General features: G+C 71.1%; 19 protein-coding genes. 13 read left to right on the forward strand and 6 right to left on the reverse strand.

What is annotated here, in order from left to right:
- Position 1: 1 nt before the first annotated feature.
- Positions 2-1,252, reverse strand: coding sequence for a glycosyltransferase 87 family protein (locus ACIREE_RS15705; RefSeq protein WP_404151376.1), 1,251 nt, complete (start codon positions 1,250-1,252; stop codon positions 2-4).
- Positions 1,253-1,344: 92 nt separating this feature from the next.
- Here ACIREE_RS15705 and ACIREE_RS15710 point away from each other — a divergent pair, with 92 nt between their 5' ends.
- Entirely contained in the window at positions 1,345-2,496 is a 1,152-nt protein-coding gene (locus ACIREE_RS15710; protein WP_404151378.1) for a glycosyltransferase family 4 protein, read from the forward strand.
- 299 nt (positions 2,497-2,795) lie between these two features.
- Here the strand turns inward: ACIREE_RS15710 and ACIREE_RS15715 are convergent, their stop codons facing one another.
- On the reverse strand, positions 2,796-4,592 hold the full coding sequence (locus ACIREE_RS15715; RefSeq protein ID WP_404151380.1) for an AMP-dependent synthetase/ligase: 1,797 nt from the start codon (positions 4,590-4,592) through the stop codon (positions 2,796-2,798).
- Positions 4,593-4,915: 323 nt separating this feature from the next.
- On the opposite strand from ACIREE_RS15715, the gene ACIREE_RS15720 reads away from it, so the two are divergent.
- The 6 genes from ACIREE_RS15720 to ACIREE_RS15745 all read left to right on the forward strand — a co-directional run bounded on the left by ACIREE_RS15720 (position 4,916) and on the right by ACIREE_RS15745 (position 9,737).
- Positions 4,916-5,677 carry a metallophosphoesterase gene (locus tag ACIREE_RS15720; RefSeq protein ID WP_404151382.1) on the forward strand — a complete coding sequence of 254 codons (762 nt, stop codon included), beginning with the start codon at positions 4,916-4,918 and terminating at the stop codon, positions 5,675-5,677.
- Between the two features lie 80 nt (positions 5,678-5,757).
- A complete protein-coding gene (locus ACIREE_RS15725; RefSeq protein WP_404151384.1) occupies positions 5,758-6,213 on the forward strand; it encodes an SRPBCC family protein in 456 nt (151 codons plus the stop codon).
- Positions 6,214-6,268: 55 nt separating this feature from the next.
- Positions 6,269-7,384 (forward strand): ArsA family ATPase, encoded by a 1,116-nt coding sequence (locus tag ACIREE_RS15730; protein ID WP_404151386.1) that lies wholly within the window; start codon positions 6,269-6,271, stop codon positions 7,382-7,384.
- A 79-nt stretch (positions 7,385-7,463) separates the two neighbouring features.
- Positions 7,464-7,919 (forward strand): DUF5304 domain-containing protein, encoded by a 456-nt coding sequence (locus ACIREE_RS15735; protein ID WP_404151388.1) that lies wholly within the window; start codon positions 7,464-7,466, stop codon positions 7,917-7,919.
- Positions 7,920-7,972: 53 nt separating this feature from the next.
- Positions 7,973-8,926: an ROK family glucokinase gene (locus tag ACIREE_RS15740; protein WP_404151390.1), complete on the forward strand. Its 954-nt coding sequence runs from the start codon at positions 7,973-7,975 to the stop codon at positions 8,924-8,926.
- 67 nt (positions 8,927-8,993) lie between these two features.
- Positions 8,994-9,737, forward strand: coding sequence for an endonuclease/exonuclease/phosphatase family protein (locus ACIREE_RS15745; protein WP_404151392.1), 744 nt, complete (start codon positions 8,994-8,996; stop codon positions 9,735-9,737).
- 12 nt (positions 9,738-9,749) lie between these two features.
- On the opposite strand, the gene ACIREE_RS15750 is transcribed toward ACIREE_RS15745, so the two are convergent.
- On the reverse strand, positions 9,750-10,460 hold the full coding sequence (locus ACIREE_RS15750) for a hypothetical protein (RefSeq protein ID WP_404151394.1): 711 nt from the start codon (positions 10,458-10,460) through the stop codon (positions 9,750-9,752).
- A complete protein-coding gene (locus ACIREE_RS15755) occupies positions 10,453-11,271 on the reverse strand; it encodes an alpha/beta hydrolase (protein ID WP_404151396.1) in 819 nt (272 codons plus the stop codon). Before ACIREE_RS15755 ends, ACIREE_RS15750 begins: the two co-directional genes overlap by 8 nt.
- 174 nt (positions 11,272-11,445) lie before the next feature.
- Here ACIREE_RS15755 and ACIREE_RS15760 point away from each other — a divergent pair, with 174 nt between their 5' ends.
- The 5 genes from ACIREE_RS15760 to ACIREE_RS15780 all read left to right on the forward strand — a co-directional run bounded on the left by ACIREE_RS15760 (position 11,446) and on the right by ACIREE_RS15780 (position 16,541).
- Positions 11,446-12,225 (forward strand): lysophospholipid acyltransferase family protein, encoded by a 780-nt coding sequence (locus tag ACIREE_RS15760; RefSeq protein ID WP_404151398.1) that lies wholly within the window; start codon positions 11,446-11,448, stop codon positions 12,223-12,225.
- A gap of 34 nt (positions 12,226-12,259) precedes the next feature.
- The gene (gene macS, locus ACIREE_RS15765) at positions 12,260-13,504 is read left to right on the forward strand and encodes a MacS family sensor histidine kinase (RefSeq protein WP_404151400.1); all 1,245 of its coding nucleotides are present in this window, start codon (positions 12,260-12,262) and stop codon (positions 13,502-13,504) included.
- Between the two features lie 132 nt (positions 13,505-13,636).
- The gene (locus ACIREE_RS15770) at positions 13,637-14,284 is read left to right on the forward strand and encodes a response regulator (RefSeq protein WP_404152292.1); all 648 of its coding nucleotides are present in this window, start codon (positions 13,637-13,639) and stop codon (positions 14,282-14,284) included.
- Positions 14,285-14,425: 141 nt separating this feature from the next.
- Positions 14,426-15,463, forward strand: coding sequence for a 6-phosphofructokinase (locus ACIREE_RS15775; RefSeq protein WP_404151402.1), 1,038 nt, complete (start codon positions 14,426-14,428; stop codon positions 15,461-15,463).
- 67 nt (positions 15,464-15,530) lie between these two features.
- Positions 15,531-16,541, forward strand: coding sequence for a 2-hydroxyacid dehydrogenase (locus ACIREE_RS15780; protein WP_404151403.1), 1,011 nt, complete (start codon positions 15,531-15,533; stop codon positions 16,539-16,541).
- Here ACIREE_RS15780 and ACIREE_RS15785 read toward each other — a convergent pair.
- Both ACIREE_RS15785 and ACIREE_RS15790 read right to left on the reverse strand, forming a co-directional pair.
- Positions 16,478-18,436, reverse strand: a complete 1,959-nt coding sequence (locus ACIREE_RS15785) for an anthranilate synthase family protein (RefSeq protein ID WP_404151405.1) — start codon at positions 18,434-18,436, stop codon at positions 16,478-16,480. The two genes, ACIREE_RS15780 and ACIREE_RS15785, sit on opposite strands and share 64 nt — an antisense overlap.
- A gap of 121 nt (positions 18,437-18,557) precedes the next feature.
- Positions 18,558-18,617, reverse strand: coding sequence for a trp operon leader peptide (locus ACIREE_RS15790; protein ID WP_363194239.1), 60 nt, complete (start codon positions 18,615-18,617; stop codon positions 18,558-18,560).
- 119 nt (positions 18,618-18,736) lie between these two features.
- Between ACIREE_RS15790 and ACIREE_RS15795 the strand changes: the two genes are divergently transcribed.
- Positions 18,737-20,089: a class II 3-deoxy-7-phosphoheptulonate synthase gene (locus tag ACIREE_RS15795; protein WP_404151407.1), complete on the forward strand. Its 1,353-nt coding sequence runs from the start codon at positions 18,737-18,739 to the stop codon at positions 20,087-20,089.
- Positions 20,090-20,231: the final 142 nt, after the last annotated feature.

Below are 20,231 nucleotides of genomic sequence, written 5' to 3' on the forward strand. Positions count from 1 at the left end.
GTCAGGAGGAACTGGTCGCGTCGCTGAGTCCGGCACGGGCGGGCTGAGCGGGTACCGGGGTGCGTGCGGCGTGCCGCGGTTCGGTCACCGTCGCGCGCCACAGGCGGCGGCAGGCGCTCAGCGTCGCGGCGACGAGGAGTCCGTTGCGCACCAGGAGGAGGGTGAGGCCGAGGGTGTCGCTGACCACCACGTGCGAGAACCAGAGGGGGAACTCCAGGAACGTCACGAACGTCGCGGCGAGCACGAGGATCACGGGCAGCGTCATCCGGCTGTCGCGGAACAGCAGGCACACGGCCGCCAGACCGACCAGCCACAGCATGTACTGCGGGCTGATCACCCGGCTCGTCGTCGTGAACAGCAGCACCGCCGTCAGCGCCGCGTCGGCGAGCGTGCCCGACTGCCAGGCGCGCGCCCGCAGCCGCCACAGCACCAGCCAGCCGAAGGCGAGCGCCGTCAGCCCCTGCGCGAGGACGCTGACCACGTCCACGTACGGGCCGAGGAACTCGACCGAGCCGTAGTTCAGCTGCACCGTGCCCGACCAGCCGAACCGGCGCGCCACATGGAAGACCAGCGCGCCGAGCGACTCGACCTCCGTGCCCCGGTCCCGCTGGAAGGTCAGGAAGGCGAACGCACCCGGCATCGCGACGGCGAAGGTGACCGCGAGCCCGCCCGCCGTCAGCGCCGCGGCGCCCCACGACTCGCGGGTCGCGCGGCCGCGCCGGGTGCCGACCAGCAACAGCACCGGCCACACCTTGAGCATCCCGCCCAGCGCGGCCATGACACCCGCGGCCCTCGGATGCCGGGCCGCCGCGAGCAGCGCCGCGACCGCGACGGCCGTGACCATCACGTCGTAGCGCGCGTACACCGTCTGCCCGAGCAGCGGCAGGCCCGCCACCCACACCCAGGCACCGCGCCGTGAACGACCCCGCCGGTCGGCGACGAACAGGAGCATCAGGAAGACGGCCGCGTCCGCCAGGAACGCCATCAGGAAGAACGCCGATGTGTACGAGAGGAACGGGAGCAGCGCCGGGGAGAGGATCGCGACCGCGGCGACCGGCGGGTACTGCCACGTGACGTCGTCCAGCGGGAACGTTCCGGTCCGCAGGACGTCGAACCAGCCCTGGTAGATCACGGAGACATCGCTCGTGACGTCCGGGCCCGGCACGACCAGGACCTTGAAGACGCACAGCAGCAGCAACGTCCTGGTCAGAGCCCAGCTGACAAGGGCCGCCGCTGCATTTCGCGTCTTCATTCGAACCATCATGCCGGGAGGAACTGTGCGGTGGCCACGGAACGAGGCGGCGTGGCGCGTTCCGCACGGTGGGTTCGATACTGTCTGCGGCGATGCACAAGACAAACAAGACGCTGGTCGTGACCAACGACTTCCCGCCCAGGCCCGGCGGCATCCAGGCGTTCCTCCACAACATGGCGCTGCGCCTGGACCCCGATCAGCTCGTCGTCTACGCGTCCACGTGGAAGCGCGGCCGGGAGGGCGCCGAGGCGACGGCCGCCTTCGACGCGGAGCAGCCGTTCACCGTCGTACGCGACGCTACGACGATGCTGCTGCCGACGCCGCGCATGACCCGGCGCGCGGTGGGCCTCCTGAAGGAGCACGGCTGTACGTCGGTCTGGTTCGGGGCGGCCGCGCCGCTGGGCCTGATGGCGCCGGCGCTGCGCAGGGCGGGCGCGCGGCGGATCGTCGCGACGACGCACGGGCACGAGGCAGGGTGGGCCCAACTCCCCGCGTCCCGGGGCCTGTTGCGCCGGATCGGCGAGTCGACGGACACGATCACCTACCTGGGCGAGTACACGCGCTCGCGGATCGCGGCGGCGCTCACGCCCGCGGCGGCGGCGCGGATGGTGCAACTCCCGCCCGGGGTCGACGAGAAGACGTTCCATCCGGGGTCGGGCGGCGACCTGGTGCGGGCCCGCCTCGGCCTCTCGCAGCGTCCGGTGGTGGTCTGCGTCTCGCGTCTCGTCCCCCGCAAGGGCCAGGACACGCTGATCCTCTCGATGCCGCGGATCCTGGCCGCCGTACCGGACGCGGTGCTGCTGATCGTGGGCGGCGGCCCGTACGAGAAGGAGCTCCGCAAGCTGGCGCGGGAGACCGGCGTCGCGGACTCCGTGCGCTTCACGGGGGCCGTGCCGTGGGCGGAGCTGCCCGCGCACTACGGGGCCGGTGACGTGTTCGCCATGCCGTGCCGGACGCGCCGCGGAGGCCTTGACGTCGAAGGGCTCGGCATCGTCTACCTGGAGGCGTCCGCGACGGGCCTGCCGGTGGTGGCCGGCGACTCGGGCGGCGCGCCGGACGCGGTCCTCGACGGGGAGACCGGCTGGGTCGTCCGCGGCGGCGTCCCCGAGGAGGCCGCGGATCGCATCGTGGCGCTGTTGGGGGACCCGGAGTTGCGGCGGCGGATGGGGGAGCGGGGGCGTTCCTGGATCGAGGAGCGGTGGCGGTGGGATCTGCTGGCGGAGAGGTTGCGCGGGTTGCTGTAACGGTTACGGGGGTGCGGGTGCGGGTGTCGGCGGCCGCGCCCCGGTGGGGACTTCCCGCGCAGTTCCCCGCGGCCCTGAGCGTCTGCCGGGTTTCTGTCGTCGGGTGACCGCGGGTGCGTCGTGGTTGCTCGCGCAGTTCCCCGCGCCCCTGGAGCATGCGGCTTCGCCGCAGCCCCATGGGGTGCCTCTGAAATGGCGCACGCAGTGCGCATTTCAGGGGCGCGGGGAACTGCGCGACCAGCCACGACGAGAGCCGCGGCCGCCCGACCGGCACCCAGAGCTACGGCGCCGACGCGCGCTCAGGCCCGGTAGATCGCCTCGACCTCGTCCGCGTAATCCTTCGCCACAACATTCCGCTTCAGCTTGAGCGAGGGCGTCAAGTGCCCCGAATCCTCAGTGAACTGGGCACCCAGAATGCGGAACTTGCGGACCGACTCGGCCTTGGAGACCGCGGCGTTGCCGTCATCCACGGCCGACTGGATCGCGGCGAGCAGATCGACATCGCTGCGCAGCGACGCCACCGTGGAGTCCGCCGGCTTGCCGTGGTCCTCGGCCCACTTGCCGAGGAACTCCTCGTCGATGGTGACGAGCGCCCCGACGAACGGCCGCCCGTCGCCGACCACCATGCACTCCGCGACGAGCGCGTGCGCGCGGATGCGGTCCTCGATGACGGCCGGGGCGACGTTCTTGCCGCCCGCCGTCACGATGATCTCCTTCTTGCGGCCGGTGATACGGAGGTAGCCGTCCTCGTCGAGCGTGCCGATGTCCCCGGTGTGGAACCAGCCGTCGGCGAGGGCCTCTTCCGTCGCGCCCTCGTTGTTCCAGTAGCCGGTGAACAGGTGCTCGCCGTGGAGCAGCACCTCCCCGTCGTCGGCGATGCGGACCACCGAGCCCGGCAGCGGCTGGCCGACCGTGCCGATCTTCTGCCGGTCCCACGGGTTGAAGGCGGTGGCGGCGCAGGACTCGGTCAGCCCGTACCCCTCAAGGACCGTGAAGCCGATGCCGCGGAAGAAGTGGCCGAGGCGTTCGCCCAGCGGGGCGCCGCCCGAGATCGCGTACTCCCCGCGGCCACCGAGCACCGCGCGCAGCTTGCTGTAGACCAGCTTGTCGAAGGTCTTGTACTTGAGCTTGAGGGCCAGGGACGGGCCCTTCGGGGTGTCCAGCGCGCGGCTGTACTCGATCGCTGTGTCGGCGGCCTTGTCGAAGATCTTGCCCTTGCCTTCGGCCTGCGCCTTGGCCCGCGCCGAGTTGTAGACCTTCTCGAAGACGCGCGGCACGCCCAGGATCAACGTAGGCCTGAACGCGGCGAGTTCGTCGGTGAGGTTCTTGATGTCCGGGGCGTGGCCGAGCTTGATGGGGGCCATCAGCGAGGCCACTTCCACCAGCCGCCCGAAGACGTGCGCGACCGGGAGGAAGAGCAGCACCGAGCACTCGCCCGTGCGGAACAGGGGCTTCAGGCGCTCCACCACGTTGCCGCACTCGGCGAAGAAGCTGCGATGCGTCAGCACGCAGCCCTTGGGGCGGCCGGTGGTGCCGGACGTGTAGACGATCGTCGCCGGGTCGTCGGCCTTGGCCACACCGCTGCGCTCGTCCACCGTCGCCTCGGGGACCTCGGCACCGGTGCGGTTGAGCTCCTCGACGCCCCCCGCATCGATCTGCCAGACGTGTCGCAGCTCCGGCACCCGGTCGCGCACGGAGGCGATGGAGGCGGCGTGCGCGTCCGACTCGACGACGATCGCGACGGCACCGGAGTCGCTGAGGATCCACTGGATCTGCTCGGCCGAACTCGTCTCGTAGACCGGGACGGTGATCGCGCCGGCGCTCCAGATCGCGAAGTCGAGCAGCGTCCACTCGTAGCGCGTACGGGACATGAGGGCGACCCGGTCGCCCGGCCGCACGTCGGCGGCGATGAGGCCCTTGGCGGCGGCCCGCACCTCGGCGAGGAACTGGACGGACGTGACGTCCGTCCAGGTGCCGCCGACCTTGCGGCCGATGACGGCGACGTCCGGATGCTGCGCGGCATTTCTGCGGACGATATCGGTCAGATTGCCGTCCGCAGGGACCTCGTACAAAGCCGGAAGGCTGAACTCGCGCAAGACTGCTGCTCCTCATAAGGCGCCGGCGCCACGACTCTGTGTGCTGCGTCGGTGCGGTCCAAGATCGGGCAGGTGCTCAGGACCTCGGCGATCGACTCGTCGACTGACTCGTTGATCGAAATGATGGAACTGAGCACGACTGGACTGCCCGGACGTTACCCACCGGTATAGCTTTTTCGGTAGGGGGTCCAGACCAGATGTTCGCTGCGTCACACGTCATGGCGGTGCTGTGCGCACACTAGTCCACCTGCTTCATGTCTAGGAAGTAACCGCAGGTCCGGTGGCCTCTACCCACCTTCGGTCCAGCGATTTAGGGTGATCGCATGCGCGTACATGTAGTCAGCGATGTGCACGGAAACTCCACCGACCTCGCACGGGCCGGTGAGGGGGCCGATGCCCTTGTCTGTCTCGGTGACCTGGTCCTTTTTCTCGACTACGCCGACCACTCGCGCGGCATTTTTCCCGATCTGTTCGGAGTGGAGAACGCCGACCGGCTCGTCGAGCTGCGCACCGCCCGCCGCTTCGACGAGGCGCGTGCCCTGGGGGCGAAGCTCTGGGCGGGTGTCGACCGCAGGCCCGCCATCGAAAAAGCGGTGCGCAAGCAGTACGCGGAGATGTTCGCGGCCTTCCCCTCTCCTACGTACGCCACCTACGGAAACGTCGACATGCCGCAGCTGTGGAGCGAGTACGCGGGCCCCGGCACCACCGTGCTCGACGGGGAGCGGGTCGAGATCGGCGGCCGGACCTTCGGTTTCGTCGGGGGCGGCCTTCGCACCCCGATGCGCACCCCGTACGAGATCGACGACGAGGAGTACGCGGCCAAGATCGAGGCCGTCGGCGAGGTCGACGTGCTGTGCACGCACATTCCGCCGGAGGTCCCGGAACTGGTGTACGACACGGTGGCGCGGCGCTTCGAGCGCGGCAGCCGGGCGGTCCTGGAGGCCATTCGCCGTACCCGGCCCCGCTATTCGCTCTTCGGCCACGTCCACCAGCCGCTCGCCCGGCGCATGCGGATCGGCGCCACGGAGTGCGTGAATGTCGGCCACTTCGCGAGCCAGGGTCGGCCCTGGGCCCTGGAGTGGTGACGGCGGGGCCGCCCATGCGCGATAGCCTGCACGCGAGACACACGCATGCACGCCGGACCGCATCTGGAGGAACCACCGCGATGGCGGAACACACCAGCTCGAGCATCACGATCGAGGCGGCACCGGCCGATGTCATGGGGGTGATCGCCGACTTCGCCCGCTACCCCGACTGGACGGGCGAGGTGAAGGAGTCCGAGGTCCTCGCGACCGACGACGCGGGCCGCGCCGAGCAGGTCCGCCTCGTCATGGACGCCGGCGCGATCAAGGACGACCAGACCCTCAAGTACACCTGGGCGGGCGCGAACGAGGTGTCCTGGACGCTCGTCAAGTCCCAGATGCTGCGCTCGCTCGACGGGTCGTACGTCCTGAGGCCGGCGGGCACGGGGACCGAGGTCACGTACTCGCTGACCGTCGACGTGAAGATCCCGATGCTCGGGATGATCAAGCGCAAGGCCGAGAAGGTCATCATCGACCGCGCACTGGCAGGCCTGAAGAAGCGCGTGGAATCGGGTTCCTCGAACCCCTCCGGCGCTTGAGGAGCGGGGGTCCGGGGCGGGGCCCCGTGACCTCGGCACAGTAGCCTCGAACACCATGCGCACCCTTCTCGTCACCGGTCCTGGTGGCTCCGGCAGGACCACCATTGCCGCCGCCACCGCTCTCCAGGCCGCCCGCGAAGGGCTGCGCACCCGTCTGATCACCGGGGACCCGGTGGGCGCGGTGGATGATCTCCCCGGCGTCGACGTCACCCGGCTCGCCCCGGCCGACGGGTTCCGGGACGGTCTGCTCGCGCTGCAGGACCGGGCCGGCTCCGCACTCGACCTGCTCGGAGCCGCCCGGCTCGACGCCGACGAGCTCACCCCGCTGCCCGGCAGCGACGAGTTCGCCCTGCTGCGCGCCCTGCGGGACAGCGCCGAAGGCCCCCACGACCTGGTCGTCGTCGATCTGCCGCCCGCACCGCGGGCCGTCGCCGTCCTCGCCCTGCCCGAGCAGCTGCGCCGCTACCTGCGCCGCCTGCTGCCCGCCGAACGCCAGGCGGCCCGCGCCCTGCGCCCCGTCCTCGGCCGGCTCGCGGGCGTGCCGATGCCCGCCGAGTGGCTGTACGAGAGCGCGGCCCGCTGGGACGCCGAACTCGCCGCCACCCAGGCCGTGATCGACGCCGACACCACCCTCGTACGCCTCGTCGCCGAGCCCAGCCGGGCCGCCGCCGAGACCCTGCGCACCACCGGCGCCGGGCTCGCCCTGCACGGCCTGCGCACCGAGGCGCTGATCGCCAACCGGGTGCTGCCCGACGGGTCCACCGACCCGTGGCTGGCCGACGCCGCGGCGCGGCAGCGCAAGGTCGCCGCCCAGTGGCAGGGCGCGTACGAGATACCCCACCTCGGCCGTGAACCGCGGGGCGCCGACCTCGCCGACCTCGACGTGCCGCTGCCCGGCGCGCCATCGCCCCGCACCCCCTGGCCCGTCGAGGACCACCTCGCCGACGACGGCGTACTGGTCTGGCGGATCCCGCTGCCCGGCGCCGTGCGCGAGGAACTCACGCTGATCCGGCGGGGCGACGAGATCGTGATCGGCGCGGGCCCCTTCCGCCGCGTCGTCCCGCTGCCCGCCGCGCCCCGCCGCTGCACCGTGGCCGGAGCCGGGCTCGCCGACGGCGAACTGCGCGTGCGGTTCGCGCCCGACCCGGATCTGTGGCCGCAGACCCGGTGAAGGGCCCGCACCCGTTCGGGTAACGTCGAAGGGGTCAGCGCTTCAGCATCTTTTCAGCTCTCCGCAGGAGTCAGCCGCCATGAGCGACGCCACCGAGCAGCCCGCACCTCAGGTCGACGCCGACGCCTGGGAGCAGGCCTGCGCCGAGGATCTCGCGTCGGAGAAGGCCCGCCGCCGGGCCGAGTACGGGCCGCCGCCCGGCTCGGCCGCCGAGGAGCTGCGCAAGCTCGTCGACGCGGTCGCCGACAAGCTCTCCGGGCTGTCCGGGTCGCAGGCCCCGTTCCTGGGCGCCGTCGCGCAGGGCACCGCCGAGCAGGTCGTCAAGCAGGCCGTCCGCCAGGCCAGGTCCGTCGTCGAACCGGTCATCGAGCGCAACTCCGACGTCTTCGACCACCTGGCCGCCGCGGGCTCCGAACTGCTCGCCGCCTACCGGTCCGCCGTCGAGACCCAGGAGCGCCGCTGGACTCAGCGCTCCCATGAGCCCAAACCCCCCACGGACGAAGGCCCCGACGGGGAACACATCGACCTGGACTGAAGCCCGCTCGGGTACGGTGGGCGCTAGCGGGGCTCGACCGAACTGAGGGATTCATGGGACTCACCATCGGCGTCGATATCGGCGGCACGAAGATCGCGGCCGGCGTGGTGGACGAGGAGGGCAAAATCCTCTCCACGTTCAAGGTGCCGACTCCTTCCACGTCTGACGGGATCGTGGACGCGATCGCCTCGGCCGTGGAAGGTGCCAGGGCCGGGCACGAGATCGTGGGCGTCGGCATCGGCGCCGCCGGTTACGTCAACCGGCAGCGGTCCACGGTGTACTTCGCGCCGAACATCGACTGGCGTCAGGAACCGCTGAAGGAGAAGGTCGAGCAGCGCGTCGGCCTGCCCGTGGTCGTGGAGAACGACGCGAACGCGGCGGCCTGGGGCGAGTACAAGTTCGGGGCCGGCAAGGGCCACCGCAACGTCATCTGCATCACGCTCGGCACCGGCCTCGGCGGCGGCATCATCATCGGCAACAAGCTGCGGCGCGGCCACTTCGGCGTCGCCGCCGAGTTCGGCCACATCCGCATGGTGCCGGACGGCCTGCTGTGCGGCTGCGGCTCGCAGGGCTGCTGGGAGCAGTACGCGTCCGGGCGCGCCCTGGTCCGCTACGCCAAGCAGCGGGCGAACGCGACGCCGGAGAACGCCGAGTACCTGCTGTCGCTCGGCGACGGCTCCCCCGAGGGTATCGAGGGCAAGCACATCTCCATGGCCGCCCGTCAGGGCGACCTGGTCGCGGTGGACTCCTACCGCGAGCTGGCCCGCTGGGCAGGCGCGGGTCTGGCCGACCTCGCCTCGCTCTTCGACCCCTCGGCGTTCATCGTCGGCGGCGGTCTGTCGGACGAGGGCGAGCTGGTCCTCGACCCGATCCGCAAGTCGTACAAGCGCTGGCTCGTCGGCGGGAACTGGCGGCCGGTGGCCGACGTCATCGCGGCCCAGCTCGGCAACAAGGCGGGCATGGTCGGCGCGGCCGACCTGGCGCGGGAGCCCGACCCGGTGATGTGAGGCCGGTGCGCTCCAGGTGCCCGTCGTTCCCCCCGGGGGCGGCGGGCATCGGCGTATCTTGATCTTCATGGATTCCGGCTCCCTCCCCAACTCCCTTAACCAGGCCGACGGTTCGGCCGTCATCCGCGTCCTGAGCTACAACATCCGCTCGATGCGGGACAGCCCCGTCGCCCTCGCCCGCGTCATGAAGGCCTGCGCCCCCGACCTGGTCCTGATCCAGGAGGCACCGCGCTTCTTCCGCTGGCGCAAGAAACTCGCCCGGCTCGCCCGCGCCGCGAACCTGGTCATCCTCTCCGGCGGCGGCAGCGCGGCGGGCCCGGCCCTGCTGTGCTCGCTGCGGGCCACGGTGGAGCGGACGGAGGACGTGCTGCTGCCGCTCACGCCCGGCCTGCACCGGCGCGGCTTCGCCACCGCCGTCGTACGGTTCGGGGGCGCCCGGCTCGGCGTCGTCAGCTGTCACTTGAGCCTGCAGAAGGACGAGCGGTACGCGCAGGGCGGGATGCTGCTCGACCGGATCGAGGAGATGGGCGTCGAGCACGTCGTGGTCGGCGGCGACCTCAACGAGCGCCCCGACGGGCGCACCTTCCGCCGACTGGCCGCCACCCTGAACGACGCCTGGGCGGCCCGCCCCTGGGGCAGCGAATACACCTCGACCCCGGCCGATCCCCATCAGCGTATCGACGCGATCCTCGCCACCAAGGGCATCGAGATCCTCGGCTGCGGCGTCCCGCCGGACCTTCCCGCGAACGACCTGAGGGCGGCCACGGACCATCTGCCGGTCCTGGCCGCCCTCAGGATTCCCGCCGTCTGAAAGACGCCGTCGTCAGACCACGGCCCCGCGCCCCGGGTCGTCGTCCTCGTCGTCGCCCGACTGCATCCGCGCGACCAGCGTGGCGAAGCCGCCCAGGAAACCGCCGACGCAGACCGTCGCCAGCCACCACGTCATCGACCAGCCGAGCAGCACGGAGAGGAGCAGCAGCACCGGACCGCCGATGACGGCCAGCCACGCGAACCTGGCCGTCACGTCCGTCTCCGGCAGCGGCGGCGGCTCCGGCGGCACGAAGTGGCCCTCGTCGTCCTCGTCGAAGTCGCTCTCGGCCGGCTCGGGTGCCGTGTGGTCACGGGGGCCGGGGGTGGCGCCGACGCCGGGGGCGAAGGAGACCGACGAGCCGAGCGGGCCCTTGCCGTCCTTCTTCGGGCGCTTGTCCGGCTCGTCCGGCCCCGCCGAATCGGCCGACTCGTCAGGGTTGCGGGACGGCGTCGTATTGGTCTCCGGGTCCAGGAGTGCCAGATCCTCCACCGACTTGAACGGCTTCGCGCCGGGCGGGTCCGGCGGCTCCTCCCCGTACCCGGCGACGATCTGCGCCCACACGGCGTCCTCGTCGACCGGGAACGCCGCGCCCGGCTCCTCCGCGTCCCGCGGCGGCTGCCCGGCACCGGCAGCCGCGTCCGCACCGGTCACCTCGGGCTCCCGGCCCTCGCCGCCGTCCGGGCTGTCGGGGCTCTCGGGCTCCCGCCGATCCTGCTCAGCCACCGCTGGCCGTCCCTTCCGCGCCCTCGACGGGGCTTGTCACGCCCTCGCCGGGGGTCTTGCCGACACTGGGAGCGAGCCGGTCGATGAACGCATGGCTCTCCTCGAAGATCCGGTCCGCGTCATGGTCCAACGTCGCGACGTGGTAGCTCTGTTCCAGCAGGATCTCCGTGACGTCCGTGGAGGAGATCCGGCTCAGCACGCGGACCGAGTCGGCGGGCGGCACCACGTGGTCCTGGGTGCTGTGCAGCACCATCACCGGCTGGGTCACCTGCGGCAGTTCACGGTCCACGAGCCGGAAGAACGTGCGCAGTTGATGCGCGGAGTGCAGCGGCACCCGGCCGTAGCCGATCTCCTCCGAGCCCTCCTTGGCGATGTCACTGGCGATGCCCTTGACCGTACGGACGAAGTGCCGCGCGACCGGGAGGGCATGTGCGGCGAGGCCGTGCACTTTGTTCCCCGGGTTCACCAGGACGAGCCCCGCCACCTCGTCGCCGTGCCGGGCCGCCAGGCGCAACGCGAGCGCGCCGCCCATCGACAGGCCCGCGACGAACACCTGCGAGCAGCGCTCCGTGAGGTCGCGCAGGGCGCGGTCCACTTCGGCGTACCAGTCCTGCCATCCGGTGACCGCCATGTCCTCCCAACGGGTGCCGTGTCCGGGCAGCAGCGGGAGGGAGACGGTCAGCCCGCGCCCGGCCAGATACTCCGCCCAGGGCCGCATCGACTGAGGTGATCCGGTGAAGCCGTGACAGAGGAGGACGCCGACCTCGCCGCCTTCGTGGCGGTACGGCTCGGCTCCAGGAAGGACCGGCACCTTCGGTCTCCAGTTCGTGAAAGGGGCTACTGGACGGGGAAGCAGGAGGGAAGCAGCGGGAGCAGCGGGACGTGAACTTCACCGTACGCGACCGGGCTGACACCGACCAGGGTCGTCGGGCCCCTGAGCGGCCCCGCGGGTTAAGGTCTGATCCGGACTATGGAAGGCAGTGGGTTGATCTACGGCGCAATGAAGGTGGCCATCGGGGGGCCGCTGAAGCTCGGCTTCAGGCCGTGGGTGGAAGGCATGGAGAACATCCCCGACGAGGGGGCCGCGATCCTGGCCAGCAACCACCTCTCCTTCTCCGACTCGTTCTTCCTGCCCGCCGTCCTCGACCGCAAGGTCACCTTCATCGCGAAGGCCGAGTACTTCACGACGCCCGGCGTGAAGGGCAAGCTGACGGCCGCCTTCTTCAAGGGCGTCGGCCAGCTCCCCGTGGACCGTTCCGGTTCGCGCGGCGCCGGTGAGGCCGCCATCAAGAGCGGCATCGAGGTCCTGGAGCGCGGCGAGCTGTTCGGTATCTACCCCGAGGGCACGCGCTCGCCCGACGGGCGGCTGTACCGCGGCAAGCCCGGCGGTCTGGCCCGCGTGGCGCTGGCCACCGGCGCGCCCGTCATCCCGGTCGCCATGATCGACACGGAGAAGATCCAGCCGCCTGGCAAGGTGATGCCGAAGTTCATGCGCCCCGGCATCCGCATCGGCAAGCCGCTCGACTTCAGCCGCTACCAGGGCATGGAGAACGACCGGTTCGTGCTGCGGGCGGTGACCGACGAGGTCATGTACGAAATCATGAAGCTTTCCGGCCAGGAGTACGTCGACGTGTACGCGACGGCGGCCAAGCGGCAGATCGCCGACGCGGCGAAGACAGAGAAGGCCGCGAAGGCCGAACTGGAGAAGGCCGCGAAGGCAGAGCAGGCCGGGAGAGAAGCGCAGAAGGAGCGGGGCGGCGCCTAGCCGCCTCGCCCCAGGGCGCCGGGGGGCGGGGGACATGGGGAGCACGGTCAAACGCGAGCGGGTCGTACGGATGTCGGTCGAGCAGCCGCTGTGGCGAGCCCTGACGGGCTACCGCCTGCTCACCATGGTGTACGCCATCGGGCTCTTCGCCTCCGCGTACGAGGTGTACGAGCGTCCCTGGGTCGCCGTCGCCTACTTCGCCGTCATGGGCGCCTGGACCGTGGCGACGCTGCCGCAGGTGTCGGGCGCCCGGCGCTGCACGAAGCGGTTCCTCACCGCCGACCTGACGATCGCGGTCGCCGGCATTCTGCTGTCACCGGTCGCGGGCCACGAGCGCGCGGTCACCGGCGGCTCGACGCTGCCGTCGATATGGACGGCGGGCGCGGTCCTCGCCTGGGCGCTCAAGGGCGGCTGGCGCTGGGCGGCCTCCGCGTCCCTGCTCGTCGGCGCCGCCAACGTGATCCAGCGCGGCGGCCTGAGCCGCAGCACTCTGCACAACGTGCTGCTGGTCTGCATCGCCTCCATCGCCATCGGCTACGTGGTCGAGGTGGCCCGCGCCTCCGAGCGCACTCTCGCCCGCGCCCTGGAGATCGAGGCCGCCACCCGGGAGCGGGAGCGCCTGGCCCGCGACATCCATGACAACGTCCTCCAGGTCCTCGCCATGGTGCAGCGGCGCGGCAACGCCCTGGGCGGCGAGGCCGCCGAGATCGGCCGGATGGCGGGCGAGCAGGAGGTCGCGCTGCGCACCCTGGTCGCCGGGGGCCTGATGCCGACGTCCCGCGCCTCGGAGGACGCCGCGCAGGGCGCCGTCGTCCGCGCCGTCGACGAACCGGACCGTGCCGGGTACCCGGCCGATATGGCCGATACGGACGACCCGGCTGACACGGCACCCCGCGATCTGCGGCCCCTGCTCGCCGGGCACGCGAGCGCGCGGGTCACCTTCTCCGAGCCGGGCGCCCCGGTCCTGATGCGGCCCGACGCCGCCCGCGAACTGGCCGCCGCTGTCAGCGCCGCCCTGGACAACGTGCGGCGCCACGCGGGGGAGGGCGCGCACGCCTGGATCCTGGTCGAGGACGAACCGGACGCGGTGATCGTGACCGTACGGGACGACGGGCCCGGCATCCCGGAGGGCCGCCTCGCCCAGGCCGAGGGCGAGGGCCGGCTCGGCGTCGCCCTGTCCATCCGGGGCCGGCTGCGCGACATCGGCGGCACCGCCGAGCTGGTCTCGGTACCCGGCCAGGGCACCGAGGTCGAACTCCACGTACCCAAGAAGAAGTGACCGCACGAGAAGTGACCGCACGAAGAAGTGACCGCGAGAAGTGACCGCATGGACGTCACGGGGGAAGGCAGGACCAGAACGATGAGCGAGAGCGCGCAGGAGACCGACGGCGGACGGGCCGCGATCAAGGTCATGGTGGTCGACGACCACCCGATGTGGCGCGACGCCGTCGCCCGCGACCTGGCCGCGGCCGGTTTCGACGTCGTCGCCACGGCGGGCGACGGCGAGCAGGCGGTGCGCCGCGCGCGGGCCGCGGCCCCCGCCGTCCTCGTCCTCGACCTGAACCTGCCGGCCAAGCCCGGCGTCCAGGTCTGCAAGGAACTCGTCGGCGCCGACCCGGCGTTGCGGGTCCTGGTCCTCTCGGCGAGCGGCGAGCACGCCGACGTGCTGGAGGCGGTCAAGTCCGGCGCCACCGGCTACCTGCTGAAGTCCGCGTCCACCGAGGAACTGATCGACGCGGTGCGCCGTACGGCCGTCGGCGACCCGGTGTTCACGCCGGGCCTCGCCGGTCTCGTCCTCGGCGAGTACCGGCGCCTCGCCTCCGAGCCCGCCCCGGCGGCCGACACCGGCGAGCCGAAGGCGCCCCAGCTCACCGACCGGGAGACCGAGGTGCTGCGACTTGTCGCCAAGGGACTGAGCTACAAGCAGATCGCCGAGCGCCTGGTCATCTCCCACCGCACGGTGCAGAACCATGTGCAGAACACCCTCGGAAAGCTCCAGCTCCACAACCGTGTGGAGCTCGTGCGGTACGCGATCGAACGGGGCCTCGACGACGCCTGACGCGGCGCCGGCGGACGGGCGCTCGCCGGACAACTTGCTTATCCCGCCCAGGAATTGACCATTCGCCCCCTCCAGTAGTGACCTGGATCACCATTAGCGTGGCCCGTGAACGGTTCACTTCAGCGGCGAAGGGACTCTTCCATGCGAGCCAGAAAAATCGGAGTACTGACCGGAGGCGGCGACTGCCCCGGGCTCAACGCCGTCATCCGGGCCATCGTCCGCAAGGGCGTGCAGGAGTACGGCTACGAATTCGTCGGCTTCCGGGACGGCTGGCGCGGTCCTCTCGAAAACGACAGCGTCCGGCTCGACATCCCCGCGGTGCGCGGCATCCTGCCCCGCGGCGGCACCATCCTCGGCTCCTCGCGCACCAACCCCCTCCAGGTGGAGAACGGCATCCGCCGCGTCAAGGAGAACCTCGCCGACGAGGAGGTCGAGGCCCTCATCGTGATCGGCGGCGAGGACACCCTGGGCGTCGCCGCCCGCCTTGCCGACGACTACGGCATCAACGTCGTCGGCGTACCGAAGACCATCGACAACGACCTCTCCGCCACCGACTACACCTTCGGCTTCAACACGGCCGTCGGCATCGCGACCGAGGCGATCGACCGCCTGCACACCACCGCCGAGTCCCACATGCGCGTCCTGGTCGTCGAGGTCATGGGCCGGCACGCGGGCTGGATCGCCCTGCACTCGGGCCTGGCCGGCGGCGCCAACGTCATCCTCATCCCCGAGCAGCGCTTCGACATCGAGCAGGTCTGCGCCTGGGTCACCTCCCGCTTCACGTCGTCGTACGCGCCGATCGTCGTGGTCGCGGAGGGCGCGATGCCCCGCGACGGCGACCTGGTCCTCAAGGACGAGTCGCTGGACTCCTTCGGGCACGTCCGCCTCTCGGGCGTCGGCGAATGGCTCGCGAAACAGATCGAGAAGCGCACCGGCAAAGAGGCCCGCACCACGGTCCTCGGCCACGTCCAGCGCGGCGGCACTCCGTCGGCCTTCGACCGCTGGCTCGCCACCCGCTTCGGCCTGCACGCGATCGAGGCGGTACGCGACGGGGACTTCGGCAAGATGGTCGCGCTGCAGGGCACGGACATCGTCCGCGTACCCATCGCGGACGCGACGGCCCGCCTGAAGACGGTCGATCCCGCCCTGTACGAGGAGGTGGGGGTCTTCTTCGGGTAAGCGCCGACGCAGGGGCGGCGCCCTGGTTCGGGGTGCCGTCCCAAGGGGCCCTACATACACTCGCGCCATGGAGATCCTCGCGTTCGGCGTGCAATCCGACGAGAAGCCCCTCATCGAGAAGGCCTTCGAGGGCCACCACGACGTCCGCTGCCTGGACGTCTTCCTCAACGAGGACACCGCCCCCATCGCGGCCGGCTACGAGATCATCTCCACCAGCGTCAACGCGACCCTGAACAACCGTGTGCTGCAGAGCCTCGCGGCCGGCGGCACGCAGCTGATCGCCCAGCGCTCCACCGGCTTCAACAACATCGACCTGGAGGTCGCCGAGCGCCTCGGGCTCACGGTCGCGCGGGTCTCGTACTACTCGCCCTACTCGGTCGCCGAGTTCGCCTGGACCCTCGCGATGGCCGTCAACCGGCGCATCGTCCGGGCCAGCAACCGCACCCGCGACTTCGACTTCCGCCTCGACGGACTGCTCGGCCGTGACCTGCGCGGCCGCACCGTCGGCGTCCTCGGCACCGGCAAGATCGGCGAGGCCTTCACCCGCATCGCGCACGGCTTCGGCATGAACCTGCTCGGCTGGGACGTCGCCGAGAACCCGGAGTGCACGGCCCTCGGCATGAAGTACGTCGACAAGGAGCGGCTCTTCGCCGAAGCCGATCTGATCAGCCTGCACGTCCCGCTGCTGCCGTCCACCGAGCACATCGTCGACGCCGCCGCCCTGCGCGCGATGAAGGACGACGTCATCCTCGTCAACTCCAGCCGCGGCGGCCTCGTCGACACCAAGGCCCTCGTGGCCGAGCTGCGCGAGGGCCGCTTCACGGGCGTCGGCCTCGATGTGTACGAGGCAGAGGCGGGCCTGTTCTTCCTCGACAAATCCCTGGAGATCGTCGACGACGACACCCTGGCCCGCCTCGTCACGTTCCCGAACGTCCTGGTCACCTCGCACCAGGCGTACTACACCGTGGACGCGGTCGGCCAGATCATCGACACCACGGTGCAGAACGTCCTGGACTACCGGGCCGGCCGCCGCTCCGAGAACGTGCTGGTCCCGGCGGAAGCACCGGCCGACAGCTGACCCAGCAGCTCCCGTACGATCCCGGCGCCGCGCAGCGACAGCACCGACTCCGGGTGGAACTGCACCCCGGCGAAGCCAGGACCGCGTACGGCGTGCACCTCACCGTGGGTCGCGTCCCGGCTGACCTCGACGTCGTGCGCGGCCAGTTCCAGCGCGGCGTCGTCGTCGCAGCGGGCCACGAAGCTGTTGTAGAACCCGACGGTCTCGGGCCGCCCGAACAGCTCGATATCGGCCTGCGCGCCCTGGTACGGCACGTCCTTGCGGACGATCTCCAGGCCCAGCTCGGCCGCGATCAGCTCGTGCCCGAGGCAGACCCCGAGCACGCCGTACGCATGCGTGCCGATCACTTGGGCCGTCAGTGACCGCAGGAACCGCATCTTCGGATCGGTGAGGTCGGACGGGTCGCCGGGGCCCGGCCCGAGCACGAGAGGACCCTCGTGCGCGAGCACGGCCTCCCGCAGCCCCTTCTCGTCGTAGCGCCGCACCGACACGTCGAGCCCCGACGAACGCAGCACGTGCGCCAGCATCGCGGTGAAGGTGTCCTCGCCGTCGACGACGAGCGCGTGCCCGCTCAGCCCGCCCACGTGCTGGTCGTGGTCCTGCATCCGCAGCCAGAACGGGGCGAGGGCCGCCCGGCGCCCGTCGAGGGCCGCCCGCACCCGCGGATCGTCGGCCAGCGCGGGCCGCGTGCTCTCCTCGCGCGGGCGCCCGGGGCGCACCCCGAGGGCGGCCAGCACCCCGGCGGCCTTCGCGTGCGTCTCGGCGACCTCACCCGCCGGGTCGGAACCGCGGACCAGGGTCGCGCCGACCGGCACCCGCAGGCGCCCGGCCGCGTCGATGTCGGCGGTCCTGATGAGGATGGGGGAGTCCAGGGTCTGCGCGCCGCCCGAGTCCCGGCCGACGAGCGCGAGGGCACCGGCGTAGTACCCGCGGCCGCCCACTTCGTGGCGCTCGATGACCCGGCAGGCGTTCTGGACCGGCGAGCCGGTGACGGTCGCCGCGAACATCGTCTCCTTCAGCACCTCGCGCACGTCGAGGGTCGACTTCCCCCTCAACTCGTATTCGGTGTGCGCGAGATGAGCCATTTCCTTCAGCCGCGGACCGATGACGACCCCGCCCCTGTCGCCGACGGTGCACATCATCTTGAGCTCCTCGTCGACGACCATCGACAGCTCCTCGATCTCCTTGCCGTCGGCGAGGAAGCCCAGCAGGTCGTCGGGGGTCGGCCCGGCGGCGGGATAGCGGTACGTCCCGCTGATCGGGTTCATGACGACGGTGCCGCCGGACATCCGCACGTGCACCTCGGGGCTGGCGCCGACCAGCGTCCGCCCACCCGTCTCCCGCCGCCGCCCTTCCAAGGAAGTCCTTTCAGTCCCTTTCTGGTCCCCCGTGTGCACGACGAAGGTCCAGTACGCGCCCCGCTCACCGTCGAGCAGCCGCCGGAACAGCGCGAGCGCGTCACGCCGGGAGAACCCCGGGATCTCACCCTCGTACGTCCTGCGGATCACGAAGTTCGCGCCCTCGCCCTGCCCGATCTCCTCGCGCAGGACGCGGCCGACGATGCCGGCGTACGCCTCGTCGTCGACATCGAAACCGCCGTCCTCGACGCGGACGTCATGCCGGGGGAGCTGCTCCAGCGCCTCGTCGAGCGGGATCTCGTACGACTCCTCGGGCGTGAGGACCGCGAGAGGGGTGCCGTCGTCGCGGACGTCGAAGCCGCGCTCCCTGATCTGCCGGAACGGGACGAGAGCCAGGCCCTCCGGAATGTCCGCGAGCCGTTCGTACGTGCCGACCGGGCCGATCAGGACCTCGACGGTGTCGTGATCGTGGCCGGGCGCGCGGCGGCGCAGCAGGGCGAAGGGGCGGTCGTCGGCGAGTAGGGCCGAGAGCTGCATGGTCGGTTCCTCTTCCTGAGATCCCATGGATCTTTCAGTTCAGTCGGAGAGGAACGGCCCGGTCCCGAAAACACTGAAGGCCGCCCCTCGGGCGGCCTTCGCGAAGTCTGGATACGCGCAGTCAGTGGGCCGCCGGATGTGCGGTCCACCACCAGGTGCGGGTCAGAAACTGCGCGAGCATGGGCGTCACCGTACCCGACGCCGGGCTCAGGTGTGGCGTGCGCCTCTCATCCGTTCCGATCCGTCTCAAAAGATGAGCGGAGGGATGGACGCCCGATCCGAACCCGTAATGTTGTCGAGGTGACCGTGAACGCTAAGACCAGCGCCAGCGCTGGCAACACCTGGCGAGACCTGCCCGCGGCGCAGCAGCCCGAGTACCCCGATGCCGAGGCTCTGCGCGATGTGATCGCGGACCTCGAGTCGTATCCGCCGCTCGTCTTCGCGGGCGAGTGCGACCAGCTGCGCGCCCGACTGGCGGCCGTCGCCAAGGGAGAGGCGTTCCTGCTCCAGGGCGGCGACTGCGCCGAGGCCTTCGACGCCGTCTCGGCGGATCAGATCCGGAACAAGCTGAAGACCCTGCTCCAGATGGGCGCCGTACTCACGTACGCCGCCTCGGTGCCGGTCGTGAAGATCGGCCGGATCGCCGGTCAGTACTCCAAGCCGCGCTCCAAGCCGACCGAGACCCGCGACGGCCTGACGCTGCCGACCTACCGCGGCGACTCCGTCAACGGGTTCGAGTTCACCGAGGCCGCCCGCATCCCGGACCCCGAGCGTCTGAAGCGGATGTACAACGCGTCCGCCTCGACGCTCAACCTGGTGCGCGCCTTCACCACCGGCGGCTACGCCGACCTGCGCCAGGTGCACGCCTGGAACCAGGACTTCGTGAAGTCGTCCCCGTCCGGCCAGCGCTACGAGCAGCTCGCCCGCGAGATCGACAACGCGCTGAACTTCATGCGGGCCTGCGGCACCGACCCGGCCGAGTTCCAGACGGTCGAGTTCTACGCCTCGCACGAGGCACTGCTGCTCGACTACGAGTCGGCGCTGACCCGCGTCGACTCGCGTACCGGCAACCTGTACGACGTCTCGGGCCACATGGTCTGGATCGGCGAGCGCACCCGTCAGCTCGACGGCGCGCACATCGAGTTCGCCTCGAAGATCCGCAACCCGATCGGCATCAAGCTCGGCCCGACGACGACGGCCGAGGAGGCGCTGCAGTACATCGAGCGTCTCGACCCGGACCGCGAGCCGGGCCGGCTGACCTTCATCGTCCGCATGGGCGCCGACAAGGTCCGCGACAAGCTGCCCGAGCTGGTCGAGAAGGTCACCGCTTCCGGCGCGACCGTCGCCTGGATCACCGACCCGATGCACGGCAACACGTACGAGGCGGCCTCCGGCCACAAGACCCGCCGCTTCGACGACGTGCTCGACGAGGTCAAGGGCTTCTTCGAGGTCCACAAGGAGCTCGGCACGCACCCGGGCGGCATCCACGTCGAGCTCACCGGTGACGATGTCACCGAGTGCGTGGGCGGTGGCCACGAGATCTTCGTCGACGACCTGCACCAGCGCTACGAGACGGCCTGCGACCCGCGGCTGAACCGCAGCCAGTCCCTGGACCTGGCGTTCCTGGTGGCGGAGATGTACCGCGACCAGTAACGGTCGTTCGCCGTACGTAAGCGCCGTGGGGGGGGGGGGGGGGGGGGGCGCGCCCCCCCCCCCGCGGCGGGGGGGGGGGGGGGGGCGGGGGGGGGGGTTTTTGAGAAAACGAGTAAAGGTGGGCCCCCGCCCGACGACAGAG

This window comes from Streptomyces sp. NPDC102467 (assembly GCF_044765445.1).
GTDB lineage: Bacteria > Actinomycetota > Actinomycetes > Streptomycetales > Streptomycetaceae > Streptomyces.